Origin of the sequence: Streptomyces sp. NBC_01471 (genome assembly GCF_041438865.1) — a bacterium.
GTDB lineage: Bacteria > Actinomycetota > Actinomycetes > Streptomycetales > Streptomycetaceae > Streptomyces.
This window is the reverse complement of record NZ_CP109450.1, coordinates 1-17,672: the sequence shown is the minus strand read 5'-3', so window position 1 is coordinate 17,672 and position 17,672 is coordinate 1. Positions and strand designations below refer to the sequence as shown.

Below are 17,672 nucleotides of genomic sequence, written 5' to 3'. Positions count from 1 at the left end.
CGGAGCCTTCGGCTGACCACGACCGGCAAGAGAGCGACCATGAACCCCGCCCCGCCCACCATCCTCACCAACGCCTTCTACGCCTTCACGCCTTCTACGATCTGCACCGCCCGGCCTACCACGCCTACGCGGCAGCCCATCTCTCCCCGGAGGAAGCGCAGTTAGCCGTATCTCACCTCTTCAACCTCGTTGCCGACAACTGGACCACCGTTGTCTGCGAACGGCACCCCGCCGCCTGGGCGTGGGGAAAGCACGCCCGCACTGTCGCCCACCGCAGTGGTCGCGTGCTCACCGCCGTCGAGGACGCATTCCTCCTCCACGACCAGCTGCTGCTGAGCATCGACCAGATCGCCACCATGACCGGCACCGAACTCGCGGCGGTTTCCGCACTCCTGGCCGCCGCCCACCGGACCGTCCGTACCGGAACGTCCCGCCCGCGACCCCGGACAGCCATGGCCACATCCACGACGTCCAACGGCAGACACCAGGCTGGCACCCGAGCTGCCTCTCCCGCTCCTCACCCCCTGCGGCGGCCGACGCGCCGAGCTCCGTCCTGCCCACATCCCGAAGGGAACCCCCGTGACCGACACCGACACCCCGCGTTCACGGCCTGCCCGGCCCGGCCGTACGATCCGTATTTACCGCTGGATCCATGCCCAGCGCCGCGCGATAGCAGGGCACATGCTGCGAGGCCTGTGCTAGGGAGCCGGGACCGGCGCAGCCGGCCTGCTGACTCTCTGGGCCGAACACCACCTGTAGAGGCGATGCGACCGAGCGGCCGCGGGCGGTGACGTGCGCTTCGGCTGATGCTCCTATTAGCAGTCAAGGGGGCCCGAGAGCCTGGTGGTGGTCCGGTCAGGTTTGGTAGGGATGAAGGGCGACGCTCTCTGGTCCGACGTTGATCTCAACCCAGGACTCGTCCGGGCCGGTGGGGATCGGTGCTGCCAGATCGAACAGCACTGACCAAGGGCCCATCTTGAGATGGGCGGCGCCGTCTTCCGTGAGGTGGAGGAGGCCGCGCATGATCACCCGGTTGCCTTCCTGTCGGAGTTCCGCCTTGGCGGAAGAGGCCGGCCGAGTGTTCTGGCCCCAGTGGACGTCGTCGTCGACGGTCCATTCGACGAGGTGCTGGCCGTCTGCCTCTTGCGGGTCACCGCCCCAGAGCACCACGACGGACCCGATGGGGGTGTGAACCCGAACTGTCATGGGCCGCTGTGAGGTCTGTGGCAGGCTCTGCGTGCGGACGAACATCGCCTCATCATCCATGACGTGGCGTCTCAGGGGAGAGGAGTTGTTGGGTGGCCGAGGTTAAGCGGCGGTGAGCCAGTCGCGGTAGGCGTATGCGAGGTCGTCGTCGCGGGGTGTGCCGCGTTCGAGGCACGAGATCACCGCAGGCCAGACGCCGAAGTGTTCTGCGACGGTGGTGAGGGTGCCCAAGTCCACCGCGGTCACTTCTGCCCAGGCCGCAGCCGACTTACCGTGAAGTCTTCTCAGCAACTCGGCGGGTATCGCGTTCGTCATCGGTTCACGGGCTGACCCGCTCGGAAGACTGCCCTGACCTTCTGTATCGCCGTGATGTCATGCACTGGGTTTCCGCTGACGGCCAGCATGTCCGCGTCGTAGTCGGCTGCGATCCGTCCCTTCCTGTGCCCCAGGCCGCAGGCGTCGGCCGCGAGGGAGGTAACGGAGGCCAGGGCAGCACTGTTCGGAGCGGCCTGCGAGGCGAAGTAGGCGACGTCACTGGGGAGGATGTCATGTGGCTTGTGGGGGTTGATTCCCGCATCCGTGCAGCAGACCACGCGCACGCCACGCGCGTGCATGGCTGCCTGGCTCTGCCAGTAGGGCTCGATGGTGGCCAGTACCTCAGCGGGCATGCCTACGCGCGGCCTGACCACGGTGCAGCCGACGAACACGCCGGCGGCCGCGATGGCATCCACGATCTGCCCGTCCGGCTGGACTCCGTCGAGAGTGATGAAAGTGCAGTGCTCCACACCGTCTGCACCGGCCGCGACAGCCGCGGCGATTCCGCTCGTTCCGTGGGCGTGCGCCGTGATGGGCAGGCCCAGTTCGTGTGCGGTCTGTACCGCTGTCCGGAGCTCGGCCACGGTGTACTGAGCAGCTCCGGGGTCAGAGCCGACAGTCGACATGCCGCCCGTCGCCATGATCTTGATCAGGTCAACTCCGTGGCGAGCCCGGTCAGCCACGGCCGCAGCGATTTCCTTTAGCCCGTCCGCCTCGCCGCCAAGGTAGAAGCAGTGGCCACCGGTGCGGGTTATGGGAGGGCCTGACGCAACGATATGCGGAAGTTCCTGGCGCTCCTGCCGGAGCTGTAGAGCCAGGTACCCGCGGTCACCAAGATCGCGCACAGTGGTGACACCTGCTTGGAGGGCCTGCTGCGCGTGCTTCCGCATACGGGCCAGGACCTTCGCGTCGTCGTCGCCCAGCATCTGGGTCTCGGTGTGGCCTTGCGGATCGAAGGCGAGGTGCGTGTGGGCATCGACCAGGCCGGGCAGCAGCGTGGCATCACCCAGGTCAGTCACAGATACACCGTCAGGAGGCGCGGCGCCCGTCCGATCGACATCGGTGATCTTTCCGTCATCCACCAGGACCATGACCGGCCCCTCCCACAAGGTGCCGCCGTCGAACAGGCGGTTGGCGCGGATGGCTGATCGGAGATCATTCATGCGCAGCCACGGTAGATGCTCAAGCCTGTGATCGCGAGCGCCCCTTCGCGGCACAGGCTGGATGAATCGGACGAAGAAGTCATCTCATTTGGGGCCGGGATCCGGGAGCGCTTCGGCCGCGGTCTGGCCCTGGTCGGCCAGGACAACCTCCGCCGGATCGTCCTGCGCGGTTGGTCGAGGCGCAGCGGGCGTATGACGTGACGTGCCGCACGCCGGGGGCGTAGACCACTGGCACACGCCTGCGTCAATTGTGCTTTGCGCGCTCTTCCTGTGCTCCTGGGGCTGGACGATCATTTCAAAGGAAGCGATGAACCATCAGGGGCGGGTCTGCCTGACCACGGAGCCGTGCCGCTAGTAGGGCTGGTGCCACATGGCCGCCGTCGCAACTCCTGTTCCCATCCTGCCGTTGCCGGCCGCAGTCCCGCCGCGCCGTGTGATGTCGCACAGGTCCGGGCACTCCGCGCCGGCGCGGAGTGCCCGGGTCTTCCCCGTAAAGAGGATGTCGGCGGCGGTGCGGCATCCGGGGCCGCTCCTGGACGTGGTGGAGTCCACGGTTGCGCCGCCGCCGCGCTTGGTCCTGCCGCGGGACGGCGCGTGCCCGCCGACCCGCGGCCGAGGACGACATCCGTACGGGTTTTCTGGGCAGTGCGATGGGGCGGACTCTCGAGTACCACGCGGTCCCCCTGCAAATCCCTGCACCGGACATTCATCTCGCACGGTGAACCCCGCCCCAGCACTCGCGGGCCGGGGCGGCATCACTCGCTGACCGTCACCTCGGTCCTGCGTGCCCGTGCCGGCGAACCGAGCTTGACTCTGCATCTTCGACGGGAGTGCGGTATGACCGCAGTCGACCTGCCCCAGCCGACCTGCCCCAGCCGACCATCCCCCCGCCCATGCCCACCCCGCCGGCGCTACGCCGCCGCCCCACCCGCCAGGTGAGGGTCGGCGATGTCCTTGTCGGCGGTGGCGCACCGGTGACCGTCCAGTCCATGACTACCGCCCCCACCTCCGATGTCGATGCCACCTTGCGGCAGATCGCGGAGCTCACCGCCGCCGGGTGCGACATCGTCCGGGTCGCCGTGCCCTCTCAGGACGATGCCGACGCTCTCAGCCGGATCACCGCGAAGTCGAAGCTTCCGGTGATCGCGGACATCCACTTCCAGCCCAAATTCGTCTTCCAGGCGATTGACGCGGGATGCGCGGCGGTTCGCGTGAACCCCGGCAACATCCGGAAGTTCGACGACAGGGTCCGTGAGATCGCCGACGCCGCCTCGGTTGCGGGGATTCCGATCCGGATCGGCGTCAACGCCGGCTCTCTCGACCAGCGGCTGCTGGACAAGCACGGCGCGGCCACCCCGCAGGCCCTTGCCGAGTCGGCGTTGTGGGAGTGCGCGCTGTTCGAGGAGCACGGATTCACCGACCTCAAGATCAGCGTGAAGCACCACGACCCCCTGACCATGATCGCCGCCTACCAGCTGCTCGCGGCCCGCTGCGACTACCCCCTCCACCTGGGGGTGACGGAGGCCGGGCCGCCGCCGCAGGGCACCATCAAGTCCGCCACCGCCTTCGCGATCCTCCTGCACGAGGGAATCGGCGACACCATCCGCGTCTCCCTGACCGCGCCGCCCGTCGAGGAGGTCAAAGCCGGCGCGCAGATCTTGCAGGCCCTCGGCCTGCGCCCCCGTCAACTGGAGATCGTCTCCTGCCCCTCCTGCGGCCGTGCCCAGGTCGACGTCTACCGGCTCACCGCCAAGGTCCAGGCCGCCTTCGAAGGTTTTCCCCACCCGCTGCGCGTCGCCGTCATGGGGTGCGTCGTGAACGGCCCCGGCGAAGCCCGCGCAGCAGACCTCGGGGTCTCCTGCGGCAACGGGAAGGGCCAGATCTTCATCCGGGGCCAAGTCGTAAGAACGGTGCCGGAATCACAGATCGTGGACGCGCTCCTCGAAGAAGCCCTCAGTCTCGCCGACCCCGCCTGCGCCCCGGGAGACACCTCGTGACCGCTACTGCCGCCACCCCTGCCGCCCTGCTGGACCCGGACGGCGTTCGCGCGTCCGTCGACGCCGTCCTGTACGCCTTCCTCGACGAGCAGGAACGAGCGGCTACCGATCTCCCCGAGATCGGCCTGTTCACCAAGATGCTCCGCACCATGCTCGGCGCTGGCGGCAAGCGCATCCGCCCATTCCTCTGCGTCACCGGCTGGGCGGCGATCACCGACCGGACGCCGCCTCCCGCTGTCTGGCGGGTGGCCGCTTCCCTGGAGCTGTTCCACGCCTTCGCCCTCATCCACGACGACATCATGGACAAGTCCGACACCCGGCGCGGCCGGCCCACCGCGCACCGCGCCCTGGCCGCCCGACACGCACACCACCCCGACGCCGACATTCTGGGGGTGAACACCGCGATCCTGCTCGGGGATCTCGCTCTCGGCTGGTCCTACGAACTCCTGCATGCCGACGACCGACGGATCCACCGGACGTGGAAGCTGCTGAACGCGCTGCGTACCGAAACACTCATCGGCCAGTACCTCGACCTGACCGCGACCGGCGACCTGACGGCCGGCACGGACACGGCGTGGCGCATCATCCGCTACAAGACAGGCAAGTACACCATCGAGCGGCCCCTGCATCTGGGCGCGGCCCCGGCCGACGCCGATCCCGCCCAACTGCGGTCCCTGTCCGCCTACGCGATCCCCGTCGGTGAGGCGTTCCAACTGCGCGACGATCTTCTCGGCGTCTATGGCGACCCCGCCCGGACCGGCAAGTCCACCCTCGACGACCTGCGGGAGGGCAAGCACACCGTGCTGGTCACCACCGCCCTCGAACAAGCGACCCCCGTCCAGCGGCGCACGCTGCGCAGCGCTCTGGGCGACCCGTCTCTCGACCAGACCGCGGCAGAAGCGGTGAGAGCGGTTCTGACCGCCACGGGGGCAGCAGCCGCCGTCGAGCAGATGATCACCGACCGGCTCCGCGCAGCCGAACGAGCGCTGGAAGGCAGCACTCTGCGCGAGCCTGCCACCACGGCACTGAACCGTCTCGCCGCCGCCACGGCCCACCGCGCCTCCTGACCCGTCGGCCGCCCGCGCACAGAGCTTCCCCGGCACCTTGTACCCGGGGAGGCCACAGGGGCCGCCACGCTGCCGCCCCCTCATCACCCACTCCACGCCCCTAAGGAGCAAGCCATGCCCACGATCTCGCAGACGATCGCCCCGCAACCGCTGTCCCTGCCGCCCCTGTACTGCCCCATCGAAGCAGCCGTCCACCCGGAACTCGACAGCATTGAGCGCGACTCCGAGGCATGGCTCGACCGCTTCCGCCTCTACACCAGCGACATCGACCGGGCCTGGGTCATCGCACGCCACTACGCGGAGGCGATGGGGCGGATCTACCCCAAGGGCATCACCGACCGCGTCGCGCTCACCGCCCGGTGGCTGCACTGGATCTTCTACGTCGACGACGTCCGCATGGAAACCGCCCTCACCCCCACCAAACTCGCGTCAGCGATCGGCCTCACCAGCCACCTTCTTCGCGTCATGGAGTCTCCGGCCACCGAACCGGCGGCGGATCAGACCGGCCCGGTCGCCGCGCTGCAGTCACTCATGTCCTCGGCGCAAGCTGTCGCCACCCCCACCCAGCTCCACCGGCTCGTCGACGCCCACCGCAAGTGGTTCCACGCCATCCTGTGGGGGATGTCCGGCCCCACCCCCGCCGACCTGGACGCGTTCCTGCATTTGCGGATGCTGAACGCCGGCGGCGCAGCCAGCCTGTCGTGGTCGGAAATCGCTGCGGGGGAGGAAATCCCCGGCGCCGAATTCCACTCGCCCGCCATGCGCGCGCTGCAGGAATCGTCCTTCCTGATGATGGCCCTCGACAACGACCTGCTCTCCTACAACCGCGAACTGCTCATCGACAAGACCAGCCTGAACATCGTGATGGTGCTCGGCCGGCTGAACAACTGCCCGGCCGAGGAGGCCCTTCGCCAGGCGGTGGCCATGCGGGACCGTCTGACGACGCTGTTCCTGCGGCTGCGGGCGCAGGAACAGCCGAAACTGAGCGCTGCCGGGAGGGCGTACGTCGCCGACCTCGGCTACGCGATCCGCTCCAATCTCGACTGGGGTGCGCACTCCGCCCGCTACACCGCCGTGACCACCCGCACCCAGCTCCCCCCTACGAATCCCGCTCCCATTCCGCTGACACTCAACGACCACCCCAGCGACCTCAGCACCGAACCCCTGTCCTGCCCCTCGATCGCATGGTGGTGGCAGCAACTGCGCGGGTGACCGCTCTGCCCGGCCCGCACGAAACCGGCCAGCTCCACGGTGCCGAGACGAACGCGGGGAGCAGGACGGGGCCGTCGGCCGCCGATCGTGACTCAGCCCGCGCGGCGCAGGCCAGGAGCAACGGGCGCGGCGTGCTCCGTGGCCGACGGCAGCCGCGACACCGCTCCTGTTCCTGCGGCCCCGCGAGCGGGGCCGCCACGGAACCCGAAGTGCCGTCCCCTCCGCCACCGACGAACAGCAGCGTTTCAAGGCCGTCGTGGACGCCCGACCCGAACAGAAGGAGAACCTCTCATGAGCAAGACCTGGCCGCGTCACGGCATCATCAAATTCGCCGGCACCGTCATGGACGGCGCCGTGGAGGGCGCCAACGGCTTCCTCGACTGCCTCGCGAGCGTGGAGGGCAAAGCCCGGGAGGCCTCCCTCGACCTCCTGGAGGAAGAAACCGGCAAGAAGAACACCACCCCCGAAACCGCCCCGCACGCAACGGACCAGGACGAAGAGCTCGTCCGCCTGCGGGAAGAGCTGGCCGCGCTGCAGAAAAAGCTCGACAAGCTGGCCAAGCACCGGCCGCGGACCGGGCCGACCGATGACCAGCCCCCGGCGACACGTGGATGACTGCGCGGGCCCATGTCCGTACGGGCGAGGAGCGCCTTCTCGTCCGTACGGAAAGAGGGCTGCTGTTCGACGCACGCACCCGTCAGTCCGTCACGTTGGACGAGCTGGCCGCCGACGTCCGGGCCGGACGCCGTTTCCGGGCCACAGAGGACAGGGGCGGCGGTGAGTGCACCTACCAGGTCCTGGCCCAGGTGCTCCTCGCCGCTCTCGCGCCGACCGCACCCGGAGCGATGCGGGAATGCGGGACGTCGGAGCCGCTGGTGGACGCCGTCGACGAGGTTCCGTTTTCCGGACCGGCGGTGTGACCCGGGGCTGCGAACGGCGTCCCGCGTGGCGCCCGGGCTGGATGATGCCGAGATCCGCCGGTCCGTGAAAGTGCCTTGGGAGGTTGTGTGTCCACTCGCGCCCGATATGTAGCCGGTGTGCTGGGCCGTCTACTCAAGGAGGAAGCACGCCGGTCCAGACACGGAGACGAGGCGGACAGCCAGGAAGTGGGGCGGCAGCGCGCGCGGGCGGTACGCGAGGCGCTGCAGTCACTCGGGCCGTTCTACATCAAGGCCGGACAGATGCTCTCCACCCGGCCCGATTTCGTGCCGCCGGCGATGATCGAAGAGTTCGGCCGCCTCCACGACCAGGTCACCCCGGTGCCGTTCCACGTCATGGAGCCGGTCCTGGCCGAGGAGTTCGGAGCCCACTGGCCGCGGCTCTTCCGCGAGATCGACACCGATACGCCGCTGGGGGCCGCCTCGCTCGCCCAGGTCTACCGGGCCGTACTGACCGACGGCACACCTGCCGCGGTGAAGATCCAACGTCCCGGCGTCGAACTCGTCATGGCGCAGGACATGGCCGTCCTGCGCCGGACGGCCGGTCTGGTCCGCAGGAGCGCGCCCCGGTTCACCGCCGTGATCGACCTGCCGGCCATGCTGGGAGTGCTCTTCGACGCAATGGAGGGCGAGAGCGACTTCCGTAAGGAGGCCGCCCACATGCGCACGGCCATCGGCCTCACCGAGGGCTTCAAGCACCTGACCGTCCCCCTCGTCCTACTCGATCCCACCCGGCGGGTCCTGGTGCAGTCCCTCGCGCCCGGCACCTCGATCCACACCGCCGACCCCGGCGAGCTCACTGCCGACGAGCGCACCGGCATCGGACGAGACCTGATGACGCTCATGTTCCGGGGCTTCTTCCTCGACCGCTACTTCCACGCGGACCCCCACCCGGGAAACATCTTCGTCGCCCCCGGACACCCGGCCCACCTGATCGACTGGGGCATGGTGGGCCGCGTGGAGTCCAACGTCAGCAGAAGCCTCGTCCTGGCCCTCCTCAACGTGGCCGCCAACGACGGCACCGGCCTGGCGAAAACCTGGACCGAGATGGGACACCCCACCCCCTGGGCCGATCTGGCCGGCTTCCGGACCGACATGGCCGCCCTCGTCCCCAAGGCCACTTCAGCTTCCCTGGAGGAACTCAACTTCGGTGTCACCCTCACCGCCGTCCTGACCCACGCCACCCGCCGCGGCATCCAGTCCAGTCCCGTCATCGCCCTTCTCGGGAAGTCCTTCGCCAACCTCGAAGGATCCATCCGGCACCTGTGCCCCGAACTGTCCATCACCGAAATCTTCGGGGAGAACCTGCGCACCATCATGTTCGGCCTCGCCCAGGAAACCCTCTCCGAGCAGCAGGCCGCCCGCACCGCCCTCGAACTCATGATCGCCGCTCCCGGAAGCCTCCAGCAGGGACGCGAGATCCTGCGCAACCTCGCAGACCCCCCCTCCACCCGGCGAACCGAAGGAAACACGACAGTGTCCGGCAACAGTCGGCCATCGGTCCGCGCGGCACTCGTCCTGGCCGCCGCCATCATCTGGAGCAGACGCGGAAAGTAGCCCGGGCATGGTTCAGAGCGGGATCGGCCGTCAGCGTCCTCCATCAAGGCCGGACCAGCGAACCGAGGCCGGGCTACGCGAAAAGTCGGCATGCCACCACGGAGCGCGGGGCAAAACGAAGCCCCCTCGGCAGCGGGCGCGCGGATCCGCTTTCACGGTGCCTGTCTGCGCGGACTACGACACCGATGCACCAACACCTCCCGCCGCTGTGCACCCTCAGGGCCGACATGGAACGAGTGCAGACCGCCGACCGTCAGGTCGAAGACCTCCTGCGGTGCCAGCCCGGGCCGGCTGGACCCAAGTATCGGGTCTGAGCACAGGCGTACGACTTCGCACCCAGGACGGAACGGTGCAGACGGTGACCGGGCTCCACGACACCACGTGGTTCTTACTGACAAGCCGATGGCGGATGACGCCATCGGCAAGGGGATCGCAACGAGGTGGAACGACGAGGCGACAGCCGCACAATCCGTCGATGAGGCCATCCAGGCTTGGATCAAGACACCGAAAAACGCGAAACGGCTGGAGAGCTGGAAGATCAAGCAGTCCCACAACAAGTCTTCCGACCCGCGCAAGGACTTGCTACTGGTCGAATGGACTCTCCGGGACAAGGGATCACTCGGACGCAGGTGGGTCAAGGGCGGTGCGCAGGGAGAAGCGACTGGAAATAAGGTCGTCATCCAATTTCGGTATGCAGGGAAGCACAAACCGACCAAATTCGTCGTGTACACGTCCTACCCGGAGTGAGGGAGAATCCCGATGGAGCAGGGCATGAAGCAGGGCGAAGAGAGCGATGCGGAGGGGTACGAAGAGTTCATCCTGGATATCGGGCTGAGCTGGATGGCGTCGAAGTCCGAGTACCCGGCGTGGCTTTCCGAGGAGGACTTCAACCGGTCTGTCCCCAAGAGTGGGCCGGTAGACGTACAACTCAGCATCGTGGACGAATCCATTACCGAGTTCGAACGCACGGCTGGCATGCAGATCGGCGAGGACGTACGGCGGCTGCTGGACTCGGCATTGCCGGATGAGGTGATCCGCACTGTGTGGCTCGGCGTCACGAAGTCGTACTTCGACCCCGCGAAGCATGGGATGACCGGACGAGACTGGATGCGCCGGATCGAATTGGTATGGACCGCCAGTGCGCGCCGGCTGGACGCGGCGTTCGTCCCGCCCCCACCGCACCCGGTGACTGATGCCGGTCTACGAAGCGCTGTTCTGGACCAGATCCGTCCTGTCGCGGATGAGCTGGAGCAGGCGGCCTCGAAGCGCTCTGTGCCGGGTGTGGTGCATGCGCTGCAACAGGTCGTCAGCGAAGCCTGCGCGGACCTCGGATACCGGCTGTTCCTGAGGGCTATGAAGGCGTACTCCGTGGAGATCAGCGAAGAACGCGGCGAGAAGTTCCTCGCTCTTGGTGAACGTTTCGGGTACCCGGAATTCCTCGTCGACGACAATCTCAACGTCAGAGTCGACTGAGCTCTACAACAGGCCCTGCTGAAGCTGTTTTGTGCACAATCCAGCTTCGGCGGCGCCTGTTCAGCTCGCACTCTTACGAGTTGGTGTGTGATGGCGGGTGAGGTGTCGTGACTGGCCGGTGGCATGATCCGGTTGTGGCGATCACGGTCAATCGGGCGGTGCTGGCGCATCGGCTGTTCACGGGGATCTCTCGGCGTCATCTCGCGCGTCTAATCGAGGAGTTGGCCGTGCCGTGGCAGGCCGGTCTCGAGGGCCGCCGTCATGCTGCGCGAGGCGGGGCCAGGAAGCGGGCCGCGGGTGCCGGCGCCTGCCACCAGCTGGTGTTCGTCGACAGGCTGGTGGCCACGCTGACCCATCTGCGCCACGACCTGCCACACACGGTGCTGGGGCTGTTGTTCGGTGTCGACCGCTCCACGATCACCCGCGCAATCGCAGAAGTACGCACACTCCTGGCCGAACGGGGATGCGCGGTCCCCGACCATCCCGACCTGCGGCTTCGGACGCTGACGGATGTGTTCGCCCACGCCCAGGCCGAGGGCATCGAGCTGCGGCTGGACGCCACCGAGATCCAGGTCCGCCGGCCACCGGCTGGTCGCGACGGACGACGGGCGTTCGTCTCGGACAAGAAGAGGCAGAACACGATGAAGGCCACCGTGATCGCCGACTGGCGGGGCCACACGTTATGGACCGATGCCCTGCGGCCTGGCCGGATGCACGACGCCACGGCCGTCCGCAACGAAGGCATCGCCATCTGCTTCCAGTACTTCCCCGACGTCGAGGTCCTCCTGGATGACGGCTACCTCGGCCTGAGTCGCGACCACCGCGGGCAAGCGATCACACCTCCCAGAAAGCCACGTCCAGGAGCACTGCCCGGCAGAGTCGAACAGTGGGAAGGCGACCGCCACGGATACTCATCCGACCGCATCAGGGTGTAGCGATGCTGGTGAAGGCCAGGAAGTGGTCTGCCCGAGCGGCAGCCGGTCCAGGAGCATGCCCACCGTGGCGGTGATCGCCCGCCCCGCCTCCGGGCGGACTGAGGATGCCGACCGCTTCGACTGCCTGGGCCCGCGCCGGGTCGGGTGGTTCTCCCCGCCGCAGCGGTGCGGCGGATGCCCCAGATGTAGGGAGGCGTGCCCGGCAGGCGCGGGAGGCGGCCCGCATCTGGCCGGAACAGCCCTGCCGGCTTCACCGCAGTCGGTGGCGTCCTGCCCGCCGGATGCGAGGCAACCAGGTCTGCCGTGCGCGCCACGCCCAGCCCATCAGGGCGACGGCGGCAGCGCCGCCAGCTCCGCCCAGCACCCAGCACCAGCCGATGAGGAAGCCGGCCACGAGCACCGCTCCCAGTACGAGCCCGACCATCAGCACGCCGGCACAAGCAGCCAAGATCTCGTCGTTGGCGCTTGTGCCCCCAGCCGCATAACAAAATTGCGGATCGCTGCGGGCGTTTTCACTGACGACGGTCCGCGCGTGCCCGGATCGTGGCTGGGCGGCAGCCGAGTTGTTCGGCGACGATCTCGCTGTGACCCCACTCTTCGAGGTAGCGCAGATAGGCAACTTCCTGGTGGCGCTGCTGCGGCATCCGCTGGATGAGCCCGACAACCTCCCGCGCCGCGAGGAGATCCTCCGTGCTGGCGGACGGAGCGAGGATGCTCCAGGTGACGGTTCCCTCTTCGGTGTGATCGCTCGGATCTCCCTCAGCCCGCCGCGCAGCCGCGGGGATGCAACGACCGAGGCAGCGCATGGCCACGGTGGAGAGCCAGGCACGGGGGACCTCGATCGTGTCCTGGACGAGCGCCTCGACATCAACGTCCCGCTCGGACAATCCCCAGACCGCGGCCCGCTGACGCACCGACCGGACCAGCGCACCGTAATACAGCGCGTAAGCCCTCGCAACGGTCATCGTGTCCGTGGCCCCACAACCGGCTCCGCTCTTCTCACGGCTCACTGCGCGCCACCGGCGGCCCTGTCCGCCGACACCCGTACGGCCTTGGCCCGGGCCAGATCAGCGCGGGCGCGCAACAGCACCCTCTGGGCGAGAGCATCGGCGACCCTCAGCACCGCAGGCGCTGCGCCGAACAGCATCACAGTCACGGGATCCATCATGGTGGCGTACCTTCCAGCTCGTCCCGCCCTCAGCGGATCCCTTCGGGATGCCTTGGCGGCTACCAGTTGGTGGCGCCTGCGGGCTCAAACGTTTACTGCCCGGACCATGATTTTTTTTGGGCCTCTGAGCATCGTGGACGCTCCGGCTGGCTTTGTGCACGTTCATCGACAGCGTTTGTCGATGGGTTGGGGAGGCAGGCAGTGGCGGAGGAGCCGGAAGATGTTCGTCAGTTTTGAAGGCAGCAGGCGGTTGCCGCATCTGCTCTCAGCTTCCGGCCGTTGTCAGTGGCTGCTGGCAGGATCACCGGCATGACACCGTTGCTTCTCACCGACATCGAACGAGCCGTTCGCAGCAGCTGGAGTGCCGAGACGTGCACGCCTGAGTTCCGGTCGCGCTGGACCAAGGACAACCCGGCCCGGGATCAGTGCGGGGTGACTGCCATGGTGCTCAACGACTTGCTGGGAGGCGAGGTGATCCGGGGAGAGGTCCACGTCAACGGAGAGCGAGTGGACTACCACTGGTGGAACCGTCTGGGCATGGGTATCGAGATCGACCTCACCCGCGAGCAGTTTCGGCCGGAGGAGATCGTCACCGGAGGCATCGTGATTCCCCGTCCGCCCGTGACTGAATGGCGCAGACTCCGGCAAGAGTACGAGCTTCTCCGCGACCTCGTCTTGGAGAAGCTCAATCGGCAGCGGGCGGCGGCCTCTGCGGCCGGGTCTCGTCAGCTGGCTTGAACCCGTTCGGCTCGGGCTCGGGTGGTGAGGCGGTAGGAGTCGGTGCCGGTCTCGATGATGGTGCCGCTGAAGGTGAGGCGGTCAAACGATGGCCGCGCCGAGGCGGGGGTCGGTGAAGGTCTTGGTCCAGCCGCCGAAGGATTCGTTGGAGGCGACGGCGACGCTGTTCTCTTCCTCGCGTTCGGTCAGGACCTGGAAGAGGGGTTCGGCTCCGTGGCAATCGAGTTCCATGTAGCCGAGCTCGTCGATGCAGAGCACGTCGACGCTACCGTAGCGGGCGATGGCCTTGTTGAACTGATTCTCGTCGGCCGCCTCGACCAGCTCGTTCACCAGCCTCGTGGCCAGCGTGTAGCGGACCCGGTAGCACTTCATCGCCGCCTCGGTGCCCAGGGCGATGAGCATGTGGGACTTGCCGGTGCCGGTGCCGGAGCCGCAGATCAGACAGAGCAGCTGACTCTTCTTGATCCATTCACAACTGGACAGCATGTGGACGTAGCCGCGTCGATATTCGGGCTGGCCTCGAAGTCGAAGACACGCAGGGACTTCTCCCGAGAGAAGCCCGCCGCCTCGATCCACCTCTCCGAGCAGCGGCGCGACCGATCGTCGCACTCGGCCATCAGTAGCTCGGCAAGGAAGCCCCGGTAGGTCCCATGTCAGGCGCCGTCGGGCTCAAGTGCTTCGACCACATCGGTGTGCCGGCTTCAGGCAAGTGGAAGCGACCCCGCGACGGTGACCAAGCCGGTCCACCAGTCTGGTCGATTCGGATGGCTGCCAGAGGACGTCGAGCCGACAGTGGGTGGGTTCCTCCGCCTTCTCAACCAGAGCCGCTTGCGCGATGTCCGGCGCGGAGGAGCGGCGAGCGAGCCGTCGGCGATGCCGGTCGGCCCGGTGAAGTGGACGGCGTACCTCCAGCCGTCCGGGGTCCGGTACAGGACGAGGCTGATCGGCGTCCCGAGAGTGCGCCAGCGTGACCGCCGTTTGCTCGTCATACCGGCACGGTACTGCGGACTCAACGCCCATGCGGCGCGTCCGGTCACCCCCAGGACGCACGCGTCCCCGACCGTCCGCATAAACGGATGGCCGGGGACGCGCGTGACGCGGCACGATGCTCCGCATGACATTGCCCACCCCCGATCTGCACACCGCCCACCTGCGACTACGACCCTTCACCAACGCCGACGCGACGCCGCTCTACGCGCTGCACAGCAACGCCCACGTGCTGCGCTACTAGGCTGTGTGTCGAAAGTGGATCTTGAGCGTTGGATGATCACGGTTCATGGGGCGGGGAGATCTCACGGACGAAGAGTGGGCGGTGCTGGAGCCGTTGTTGCCGAAGGGGAGGAAGCCGGGGCGACCGCCTGTCTGGCCTCGGCGACGGCTGATCGACGGCATACGGTTCAGAGTCCGGACCGGTGTTCCGTGGCGGGACGTGCCCGTCGAGTACGGACCGTGGGGTCGGATCTATGACCTGTTCCGCCGGTGGCAGCGGGACGGCATCTGTGGCACAGGATCTTCACGCGGCTCCAGTCTCTGGCGGACGCGAAGGGTGCGCTCACGTGGGACCTGAGCGTCGACTCCACAGTGTGCCGCGCTCATCAGCATGCGGCCGGGGCCCGCAAGCAGGGTGATCTGCAGAAGGAACCGCCGGGCGGTGTGTTCACCGAGCCCGGAGATCACGGACTGGGACGCTCGCGCGGCGGGTTCACCAACAAGCTGCACCTGGCCGTCGAGCAAGGTCAGCGGCCCATGTCGATCGTGATTACGGCCGGGCAGCGCGGGGACTCGCCGCAGTTCGAACCCGTGCTGGAGAAGGTCCGCGTGCCCCGCATCGGGCCGGGTCGGCCACGCGTCCGCCCCAACCGAGTCCGCGCGGACAAGGCGTACGCCTCCCGCAGAAACCGCGCCTACCTGCGCCGCCGCGGAATCCGCTGCACCATCCCCGACAAGGCCGACCAGGCACGTAACCGCCAGAAGCTGGGCTCCCGCGGCGACCGTCCGCCGCATTTCGACCCGGTCGACTACCGCGAGCGCCATGCGGTCGAGTGCGGGATCAACCGGCTGAAGCGTCATCGGGCCGTGGCCACTCGCTACGAAAGGCTCGCAGTCCGCTATGAGGCCACTGTCCTCGTAGCCGCCATCAACGAGTGGCTGTGATCAGCGCGTGTCCCTAGAGTTCATAGTCCTGGGCCAGCTCGTCCCAGCGAATGCTGCGAAGAGCAGGATCAGTATCCTGGCCCGACGGAATCTCCGGGGTGGCCTGGAACCAGGCCACGATGAGAGCGGAGCGGTGCAGCACTGCGTCGAGTTCGGGGTCGACCGCTGTCGAGCCGAAGACACCGATGCAAGCCACGGAAGGCAGCACCTCAACGGGGCCGAAGGCGCCGGCGGTCTGGTCCGGGTACTCGCGGGAGGGCGGAACGAGATGAACTGGCGCGAAGGAGAACGCATGCTCAGCCTGTCGCAGGAGGCCGCTGACCTTCATGTCGTTGATGCGCTGGCACGGATAGCCCTCCAGCGTCCCCCCGTAGGTCGTAGACATCCGCAGCTCGGTGAGTTCGATCGAACGACCGGACGAGAGGGCTATGTGGCTCAGCGACATGCCGACACCCTATGCGCATGATCCGCTTCCGATACACGCCCTAGGGACTCCCCGCCATGGACCGAACCGCCCCGCGCCCAGCGCTTTATCGCGACCTGCCGCACGATCGAGGAGGAAGGCACGGGAGCGCGGGTGGCCGTCGACCGTGTCTCCGACACGGCATGTTCATCGGCTGATGCGGACTGACCGGCTGGAACCCGGACTTCCGCAGTGCGTCGTTGGGCTATGTCTTCGATGCCGCCGCGTGGGGCGACGGCTACGCTATAAAGACCGCGCATGCCGTCCTGCGGTGGGCGTTCGTCTCTCTGGATCTGACCCGCGTTCAGGCCGAGACCGACACCCGCAAGGTGATGTCCGCCCGGGTCCTGGAGAAGCTCGGCTTCGTCCGCGAAGGTGCCCTTCGCGAGGACTGCGTCGTCAATGGCGACGTCTCCGACTCCTGGGTCTTCGGCCCTTCTTCGCCGTGAGTGGCACCCGGCTGCCACGCCGTCGGCCGGCCCCTGGGGCCGAGACCTGCCCGCCACGCCGTGCCGCATCTGACTGACTTCGCCGGAGACTTCCGCTTACGCCCGCCACTGCCAGCCCGGTCCGATCCGAAGCGGGATACATAACGCAAACTATCTGTAACGCTCCAAGTGCAGTGGTATGACGGCTTCCTGGGTCCCAGGTTCGGGGCTGTCAGCTATCAGCAGTGGCTGTGCTCGACTGTGTGGTCGCCCACTTGCGGGTCTGAGTAATGGGTGGCGTTGGGGTTGTAGCAGGTGTTGTCGGATAGCTGTGGGTGTCTGGCCTGGGGGTTGGCTGGTGATGTCATCGAGATGATGCGTTGTTGGTGACTCCACCGTGTGTCTGTCCTGGACGGCGTGGTGCAGATCGGACCTGGCCTGTCGTCACGTCGTCCCGCTTCGGTAGGGAATAGTCAGTGGACTAGACCACTTGATGGTATATCAAGTGTGCTCATCGCGGCTTCGCTGCCCGGTCGAGGGGAGTCTTGTCTCGGGTATAGATCGACTGCATAATGTGACGGTAGGGTAGTTGAAGAGCGGCCACGGAGTGGACGTCGGCCAACACCGGCAACCTGCACCCATGGAGACGAGGCCACTGAAACCCCCAACTCCCCACACAAACACACCTCCTGAGCCACCGTCACACATAGCCAGCCAGGTTCGGCCGGAGGCCGGACCTTTCGGGCCGGAGGCCCGGTGTCACCGAAGGTGACAACGCTTCAAGCGCCGAAGGCGCCAAGGGCGCGGAGCGCCCGGCATCTTTGACGGCCCGTAGGGCCGTCGCGTCGTGTCTCCGGG

Annotated in this window: 20 protein-coding genes and 3 pseudogenes; 14 read left to right on the top strand and 9 right to left on the bottom strand. The window is 67.4% G+C overall.

Features of this window, described 5'->3' with window-relative positions; genetic code table 11:
* Positions 1-161: 161 nt before the first annotated feature.
* The 4 genes from OG285_RS00115 to OG285_RS00100 all read right to left on the bottom strand — a co-directional run bounded on the left by OG285_RS00115 (position 162) and on the right by OG285_RS00100 (position 2,684).
* The gene (locus tag OG285_RS00115; protein WP_371789732.1) at positions 162-407 is read right to left on the bottom strand and encodes a hypothetical protein; all 246 of its coding nucleotides are present in this window, start codon (positions 405-407) and stop codon (positions 162-164) included.
* Between the two features lie 448 nt (positions 408-855).
* Positions 856-1,266, bottom strand: coding sequence for a hypothetical protein (locus OG285_RS00110; protein ID WP_371789731.1), 411 nt, complete (start codon positions 1,264-1,266; stop codon positions 856-858).
* 42 nt (positions 1,267-1,308) lie between these two features.
* Positions 1,309-1,521, bottom strand: a complete 213-nt coding sequence (locus tag OG285_RS00105; RefSeq protein ID WP_371789730.1) for a hypothetical protein — start codon at positions 1,519-1,521, stop codon at positions 1,309-1,311.
* A complete protein-coding gene (locus OG285_RS00100) occupies positions 1,518-2,684 on the bottom strand; it encodes an amidohydrolase family protein (protein ID WP_371789729.1) in 1,167 nt (388 codons plus the stop codon). Before OG285_RS00100 ends, OG285_RS00105 begins: the two co-directional genes overlap by 4 nt.
* A gap of 15 nt (positions 2,685-2,699) precedes the next feature.
* On the opposite strand from OG285_RS00100, the gene OG285_RS00095 reads away from it, so the two are divergent.
* The 10 genes from OG285_RS00095 (at position 2,700) to OG285_RS00050 (ending at position 11,863) form a co-directional block, all read left to right on the top strand.
* Positions 2,700-2,885: a hypothetical protein gene (locus OG285_RS00095; RefSeq protein WP_371793688.1), complete on the top strand. Its 186-nt coding sequence runs from the start codon at positions 2,700-2,702 to the stop codon at positions 2,883-2,885.
* 692 nt (positions 2,886-3,577) lie between these two features.
* On the top strand, positions 3,578-4,681 hold the full coding sequence (gene ispG / locus OG285_RS00090; RefSeq protein WP_371789728.1) for a flavodoxin-dependent (E)-4-hydroxy-3-methylbut-2-enyl-diphosphate synthase: 1,104 nt from the start codon (positions 3,578-3,580) through the stop codon (positions 4,679-4,681).
* Positions 4,678-5,748, top strand: coding sequence for a polyprenyl synthetase family protein (locus tag OG285_RS00085; RefSeq protein WP_371789727.1), 1,071 nt, complete (start codon positions 4,678-4,680; stop codon positions 5,746-5,748). The genes ispG and OG285_RS00085 overlap by 4 nt, the downstream gene beginning before the upstream one ends.
* Before the next feature lie 114 nt (positions 5,749-5,862).
* Positions 5,863-6,960 carry a hypothetical protein gene (locus OG285_RS00080; RefSeq protein ID WP_356836795.1) on the top strand — a complete coding sequence of 366 codons (1,098 nt, stop codon included), beginning with the start codon at positions 5,863-5,865 and terminating at the stop codon, positions 6,958-6,960.
* A gap of 291 nt (positions 6,961-7,251) precedes the next feature.
* Positions 7,252-7,575 (top strand): hypothetical protein, encoded by a 324-nt coding sequence (locus tag OG285_RS00075; protein WP_356836793.1) that lies wholly within the window; start codon positions 7,252-7,254, stop codon positions 7,573-7,575.
* Entirely contained in the window at positions 7,572-7,880 is a 309-nt protein-coding gene (locus tag OG285_RS00070; protein ID WP_356836791.1) for a polyhydroxyalkanoate synthesis regulator DNA-binding domain-containing protein, read from the top strand. Before OG285_RS00075 ends, OG285_RS00070 begins: the two co-directional genes overlap by 4 nt.
* Before the next feature lie 117 nt (positions 7,881-7,997).
* Complete coding sequence (locus tag OG285_RS00065) at positions 7,998-9,455, top strand: ABC1 kinase family protein (RefSeq protein ID WP_371789726.1); 1,458 nt, start codon at positions 7,998-8,000, stop codon at positions 9,453-9,455.
* A gap of 90 nt (positions 9,456-9,545) precedes the next feature.
* Positions 9,546-10,202 (top strand): RNase A-like domain-containing protein, encoded by a 657-nt coding sequence (locus tag OG285_RS00060; protein WP_371789725.1) that lies wholly within the window; start codon positions 9,546-9,548, stop codon positions 10,200-10,202.
* 12 nt (positions 10,203-10,214) lie between these two features.
* Complete coding sequence (locus OG285_RS00055) at positions 10,215-10,928, top strand: hypothetical protein (protein ID WP_371789724.1); 714 nt, start codon at positions 10,215-10,217, stop codon at positions 10,926-10,928.
* Between the two features lie 134 nt (positions 10,929-11,062).
* Positions 11,063-11,863 carry a transposase family protein gene (locus tag OG285_RS00050; RefSeq protein ID WP_371789723.1) on the top strand — a complete coding sequence of 267 codons (801 nt, stop codon included), beginning with the start codon at positions 11,063-11,065 and terminating at the stop codon, positions 11,861-11,863.
* A 250-nt stretch (positions 11,864-12,113) separates the two neighbouring features.
* Here OG285_RS00050 and OG285_RS00045 read toward each other — a convergent pair whose 3' ends face one another.
* The 3 genes from OG285_RS00045 to OG285_RS00035 form a co-directional block, all read right to left on the bottom strand.
* On the bottom strand, positions 12,114-12,311 hold the full coding sequence (locus OG285_RS00045; RefSeq protein ID WP_371789722.1) for a hypothetical protein: 198 nt from the start codon (positions 12,309-12,311) through the stop codon (positions 12,114-12,116).
* A 64-nt stretch (positions 12,312-12,375) separates the two neighbouring features.
* Positions 12,376-12,828 carry an RNA polymerase sigma factor gene (locus tag OG285_RS00040; protein WP_371789721.1) on the bottom strand — a complete coding sequence of 151 codons (453 nt, stop codon included), beginning with the start codon at positions 12,826-12,828 and terminating at the stop codon, positions 12,376-12,378.
* 41 nt (positions 12,829-12,869) lie between these two features.
* The gene (locus OG285_RS00035; RefSeq protein WP_371789720.1) at positions 12,870-13,019 is read right to left on the bottom strand and encodes a hypothetical protein; all 150 of its coding nucleotides are present in this window, start codon (positions 13,017-13,019) and stop codon (positions 12,870-12,872) included.
* A gap of 321 nt (positions 13,020-13,340) precedes the next feature.
* Between OG285_RS00035 and OG285_RS00030 the strand changes: the two genes are divergently transcribed.
* Complete coding sequence (locus OG285_RS00030; protein WP_371789719.1) at positions 13,341-13,769, top strand: hypothetical protein; 429 nt, start codon at positions 13,341-13,343, stop codon at positions 13,767-13,769.
* Here OG285_RS00030 and istB read toward each other — a convergent pair.
* Positions 13,757-14,416: pseudogene (istB, locus tag OG285_RS00025) on the bottom strand (IS21-like element helper ATPase IstB); the annotation flags it as partial. The gene OG285_RS00030 and the pseudogene istB overlap by 13 nt on opposite strands.
* 467 nt (positions 14,417-14,883) lie before the next feature.
* On the opposite strand from istB, the pseudogene OG285_RS00020 reads away from it, so the two are divergent.
* Positions 14,884-14,997: pseudogene (locus OG285_RS00020) on the top strand (GNAT family N-acetyltransferase); the annotation flags it as partial.
* A gap of 48 nt (positions 14,998-15,045) precedes the next feature.
* Positions 15,046-15,923 (top strand): IS5 family transposase gene (locus OG285_RS00015; protein WP_371789718.1). Its coding sequence is split into 2 segments (ribosomal slippage): positions 15,046-15,264 and positions 15,267-15,923, totalling 876 coding nucleotides; the frame shifts between segments, so codons are not numbered across the junction.
* 13 nt (positions 15,924-15,936) lie between these two features.
* Here OG285_RS00015 and OG285_RS00010 read toward each other — a convergent pair.
* Entirely contained in the window at positions 15,937-16,368 is a 432-nt protein-coding gene (locus tag OG285_RS00010; protein WP_371789717.1) for a hypothetical protein, read from the bottom strand.
* Between the two features lie 45 nt (positions 16,369-16,413).
* Here OG285_RS00010 and OG285_RS00005 point away from each other — a divergent pair.
* Positions 16,414-16,908: pseudogene (locus OG285_RS00005) on the top strand (GNAT family N-acetyltransferase); the annotation flags it as partial.
* Between the last annotated feature and the right edge of the window lie 764 nt (positions 16,909-17,672).

What these genes read in the sequence shown, in the direction of transcription:
- OG285_RS00110 (WP_371789731.1), bottom strand. Translation starts at nt 1,266, where the DNA reads ATGGATGATGAGGCGATGTTCGTCCGCACGCAGAGCCTGCCACAGACC.
- OG285_RS00105 (WP_371789730.1), bottom strand. Translation starts at nt 1,521, where the DNA reads ATGACGAACGCGATACCCGCCGAGTTGCTGAGAAGACTTCACGGTAAG.
- OG285_RS00100 (WP_371789729.1), bottom strand. Translation starts at nt 2,684, where the DNA reads ATGAATGATCTCCGATCAGCCATCCGCGCCAACCGCCTGTTCGACGGC.
- OG285_RS00095 (WP_371793688.1), top strand. Translation starts at nt 2,700, where the DNA reads ATGCTCAAGCCTGTGATCGCGAGCGCCCCTTCGCGGCACAGGCTGGAT.
- ispG (WP_371789728.1), top strand. Translation starts at nt 3,578, where the DNA reads ATGCCCACCCCGCCGGCGCTACGCCGCCGCCCCACCCGCCAGGTGAGG.
- OG285_RS00080 (WP_356836795.1), top strand. Translation starts at nt 5,863, where the DNA reads ATGCCCACGATCTCGCAGACGATCGCCCCGCAACCGCTGTCCCTGCCG.
- OG285_RS00075 (WP_356836793.1), top strand. Translation starts at nt 7,252, where the DNA reads ATGAGCAAGACCTGGCCGCGTCACGGCATCATCAAATTCGCCGGCACC.
- OG285_RS00070 (WP_356836791.1), top strand. Translation starts at nt 7,572, where the DNA reads ATGACTGCGCGGGCCCATGTCCGTACGGGCGAGGAGCGCCTTCTCGTC.
- OG285_RS00060 (WP_371789725.1), top strand. Translation starts at nt 9,546, where the DNA reads ATGCCACCACGGAGCGCGGGGCAAAACGAAGCCCCCTCGGCAGCGGGC.
- OG285_RS00055 (WP_371789724.1), top strand. Translation starts at nt 10,215, where the DNA reads ATGGAGCAGGGCATGAAGCAGGGCGAAGAGAGCGATGCGGAGGGGTAC.
- OG285_RS00040 (WP_371789721.1), bottom strand. Translation starts at nt 12,828, where the DNA reads ATGACCGTTGCGAGGGCTTACGCGCTGTATTACGGTGCGCTGGTCCGG.
- OG285_RS00030 (WP_371789719.1), top strand. Translation starts at nt 13,341, where the DNA reads ATGACACCGTTGCTTCTCACCGACATCGAACGAGCCGTTCGCAGCAGC.
- OG285_RS00010 (WP_371789717.1), bottom strand. Translation starts at nt 16,368, where the DNA reads ATGTCGCTGAGCCACATAGCCCTCTCGTCCGGTCGTTCGATCGAACTC.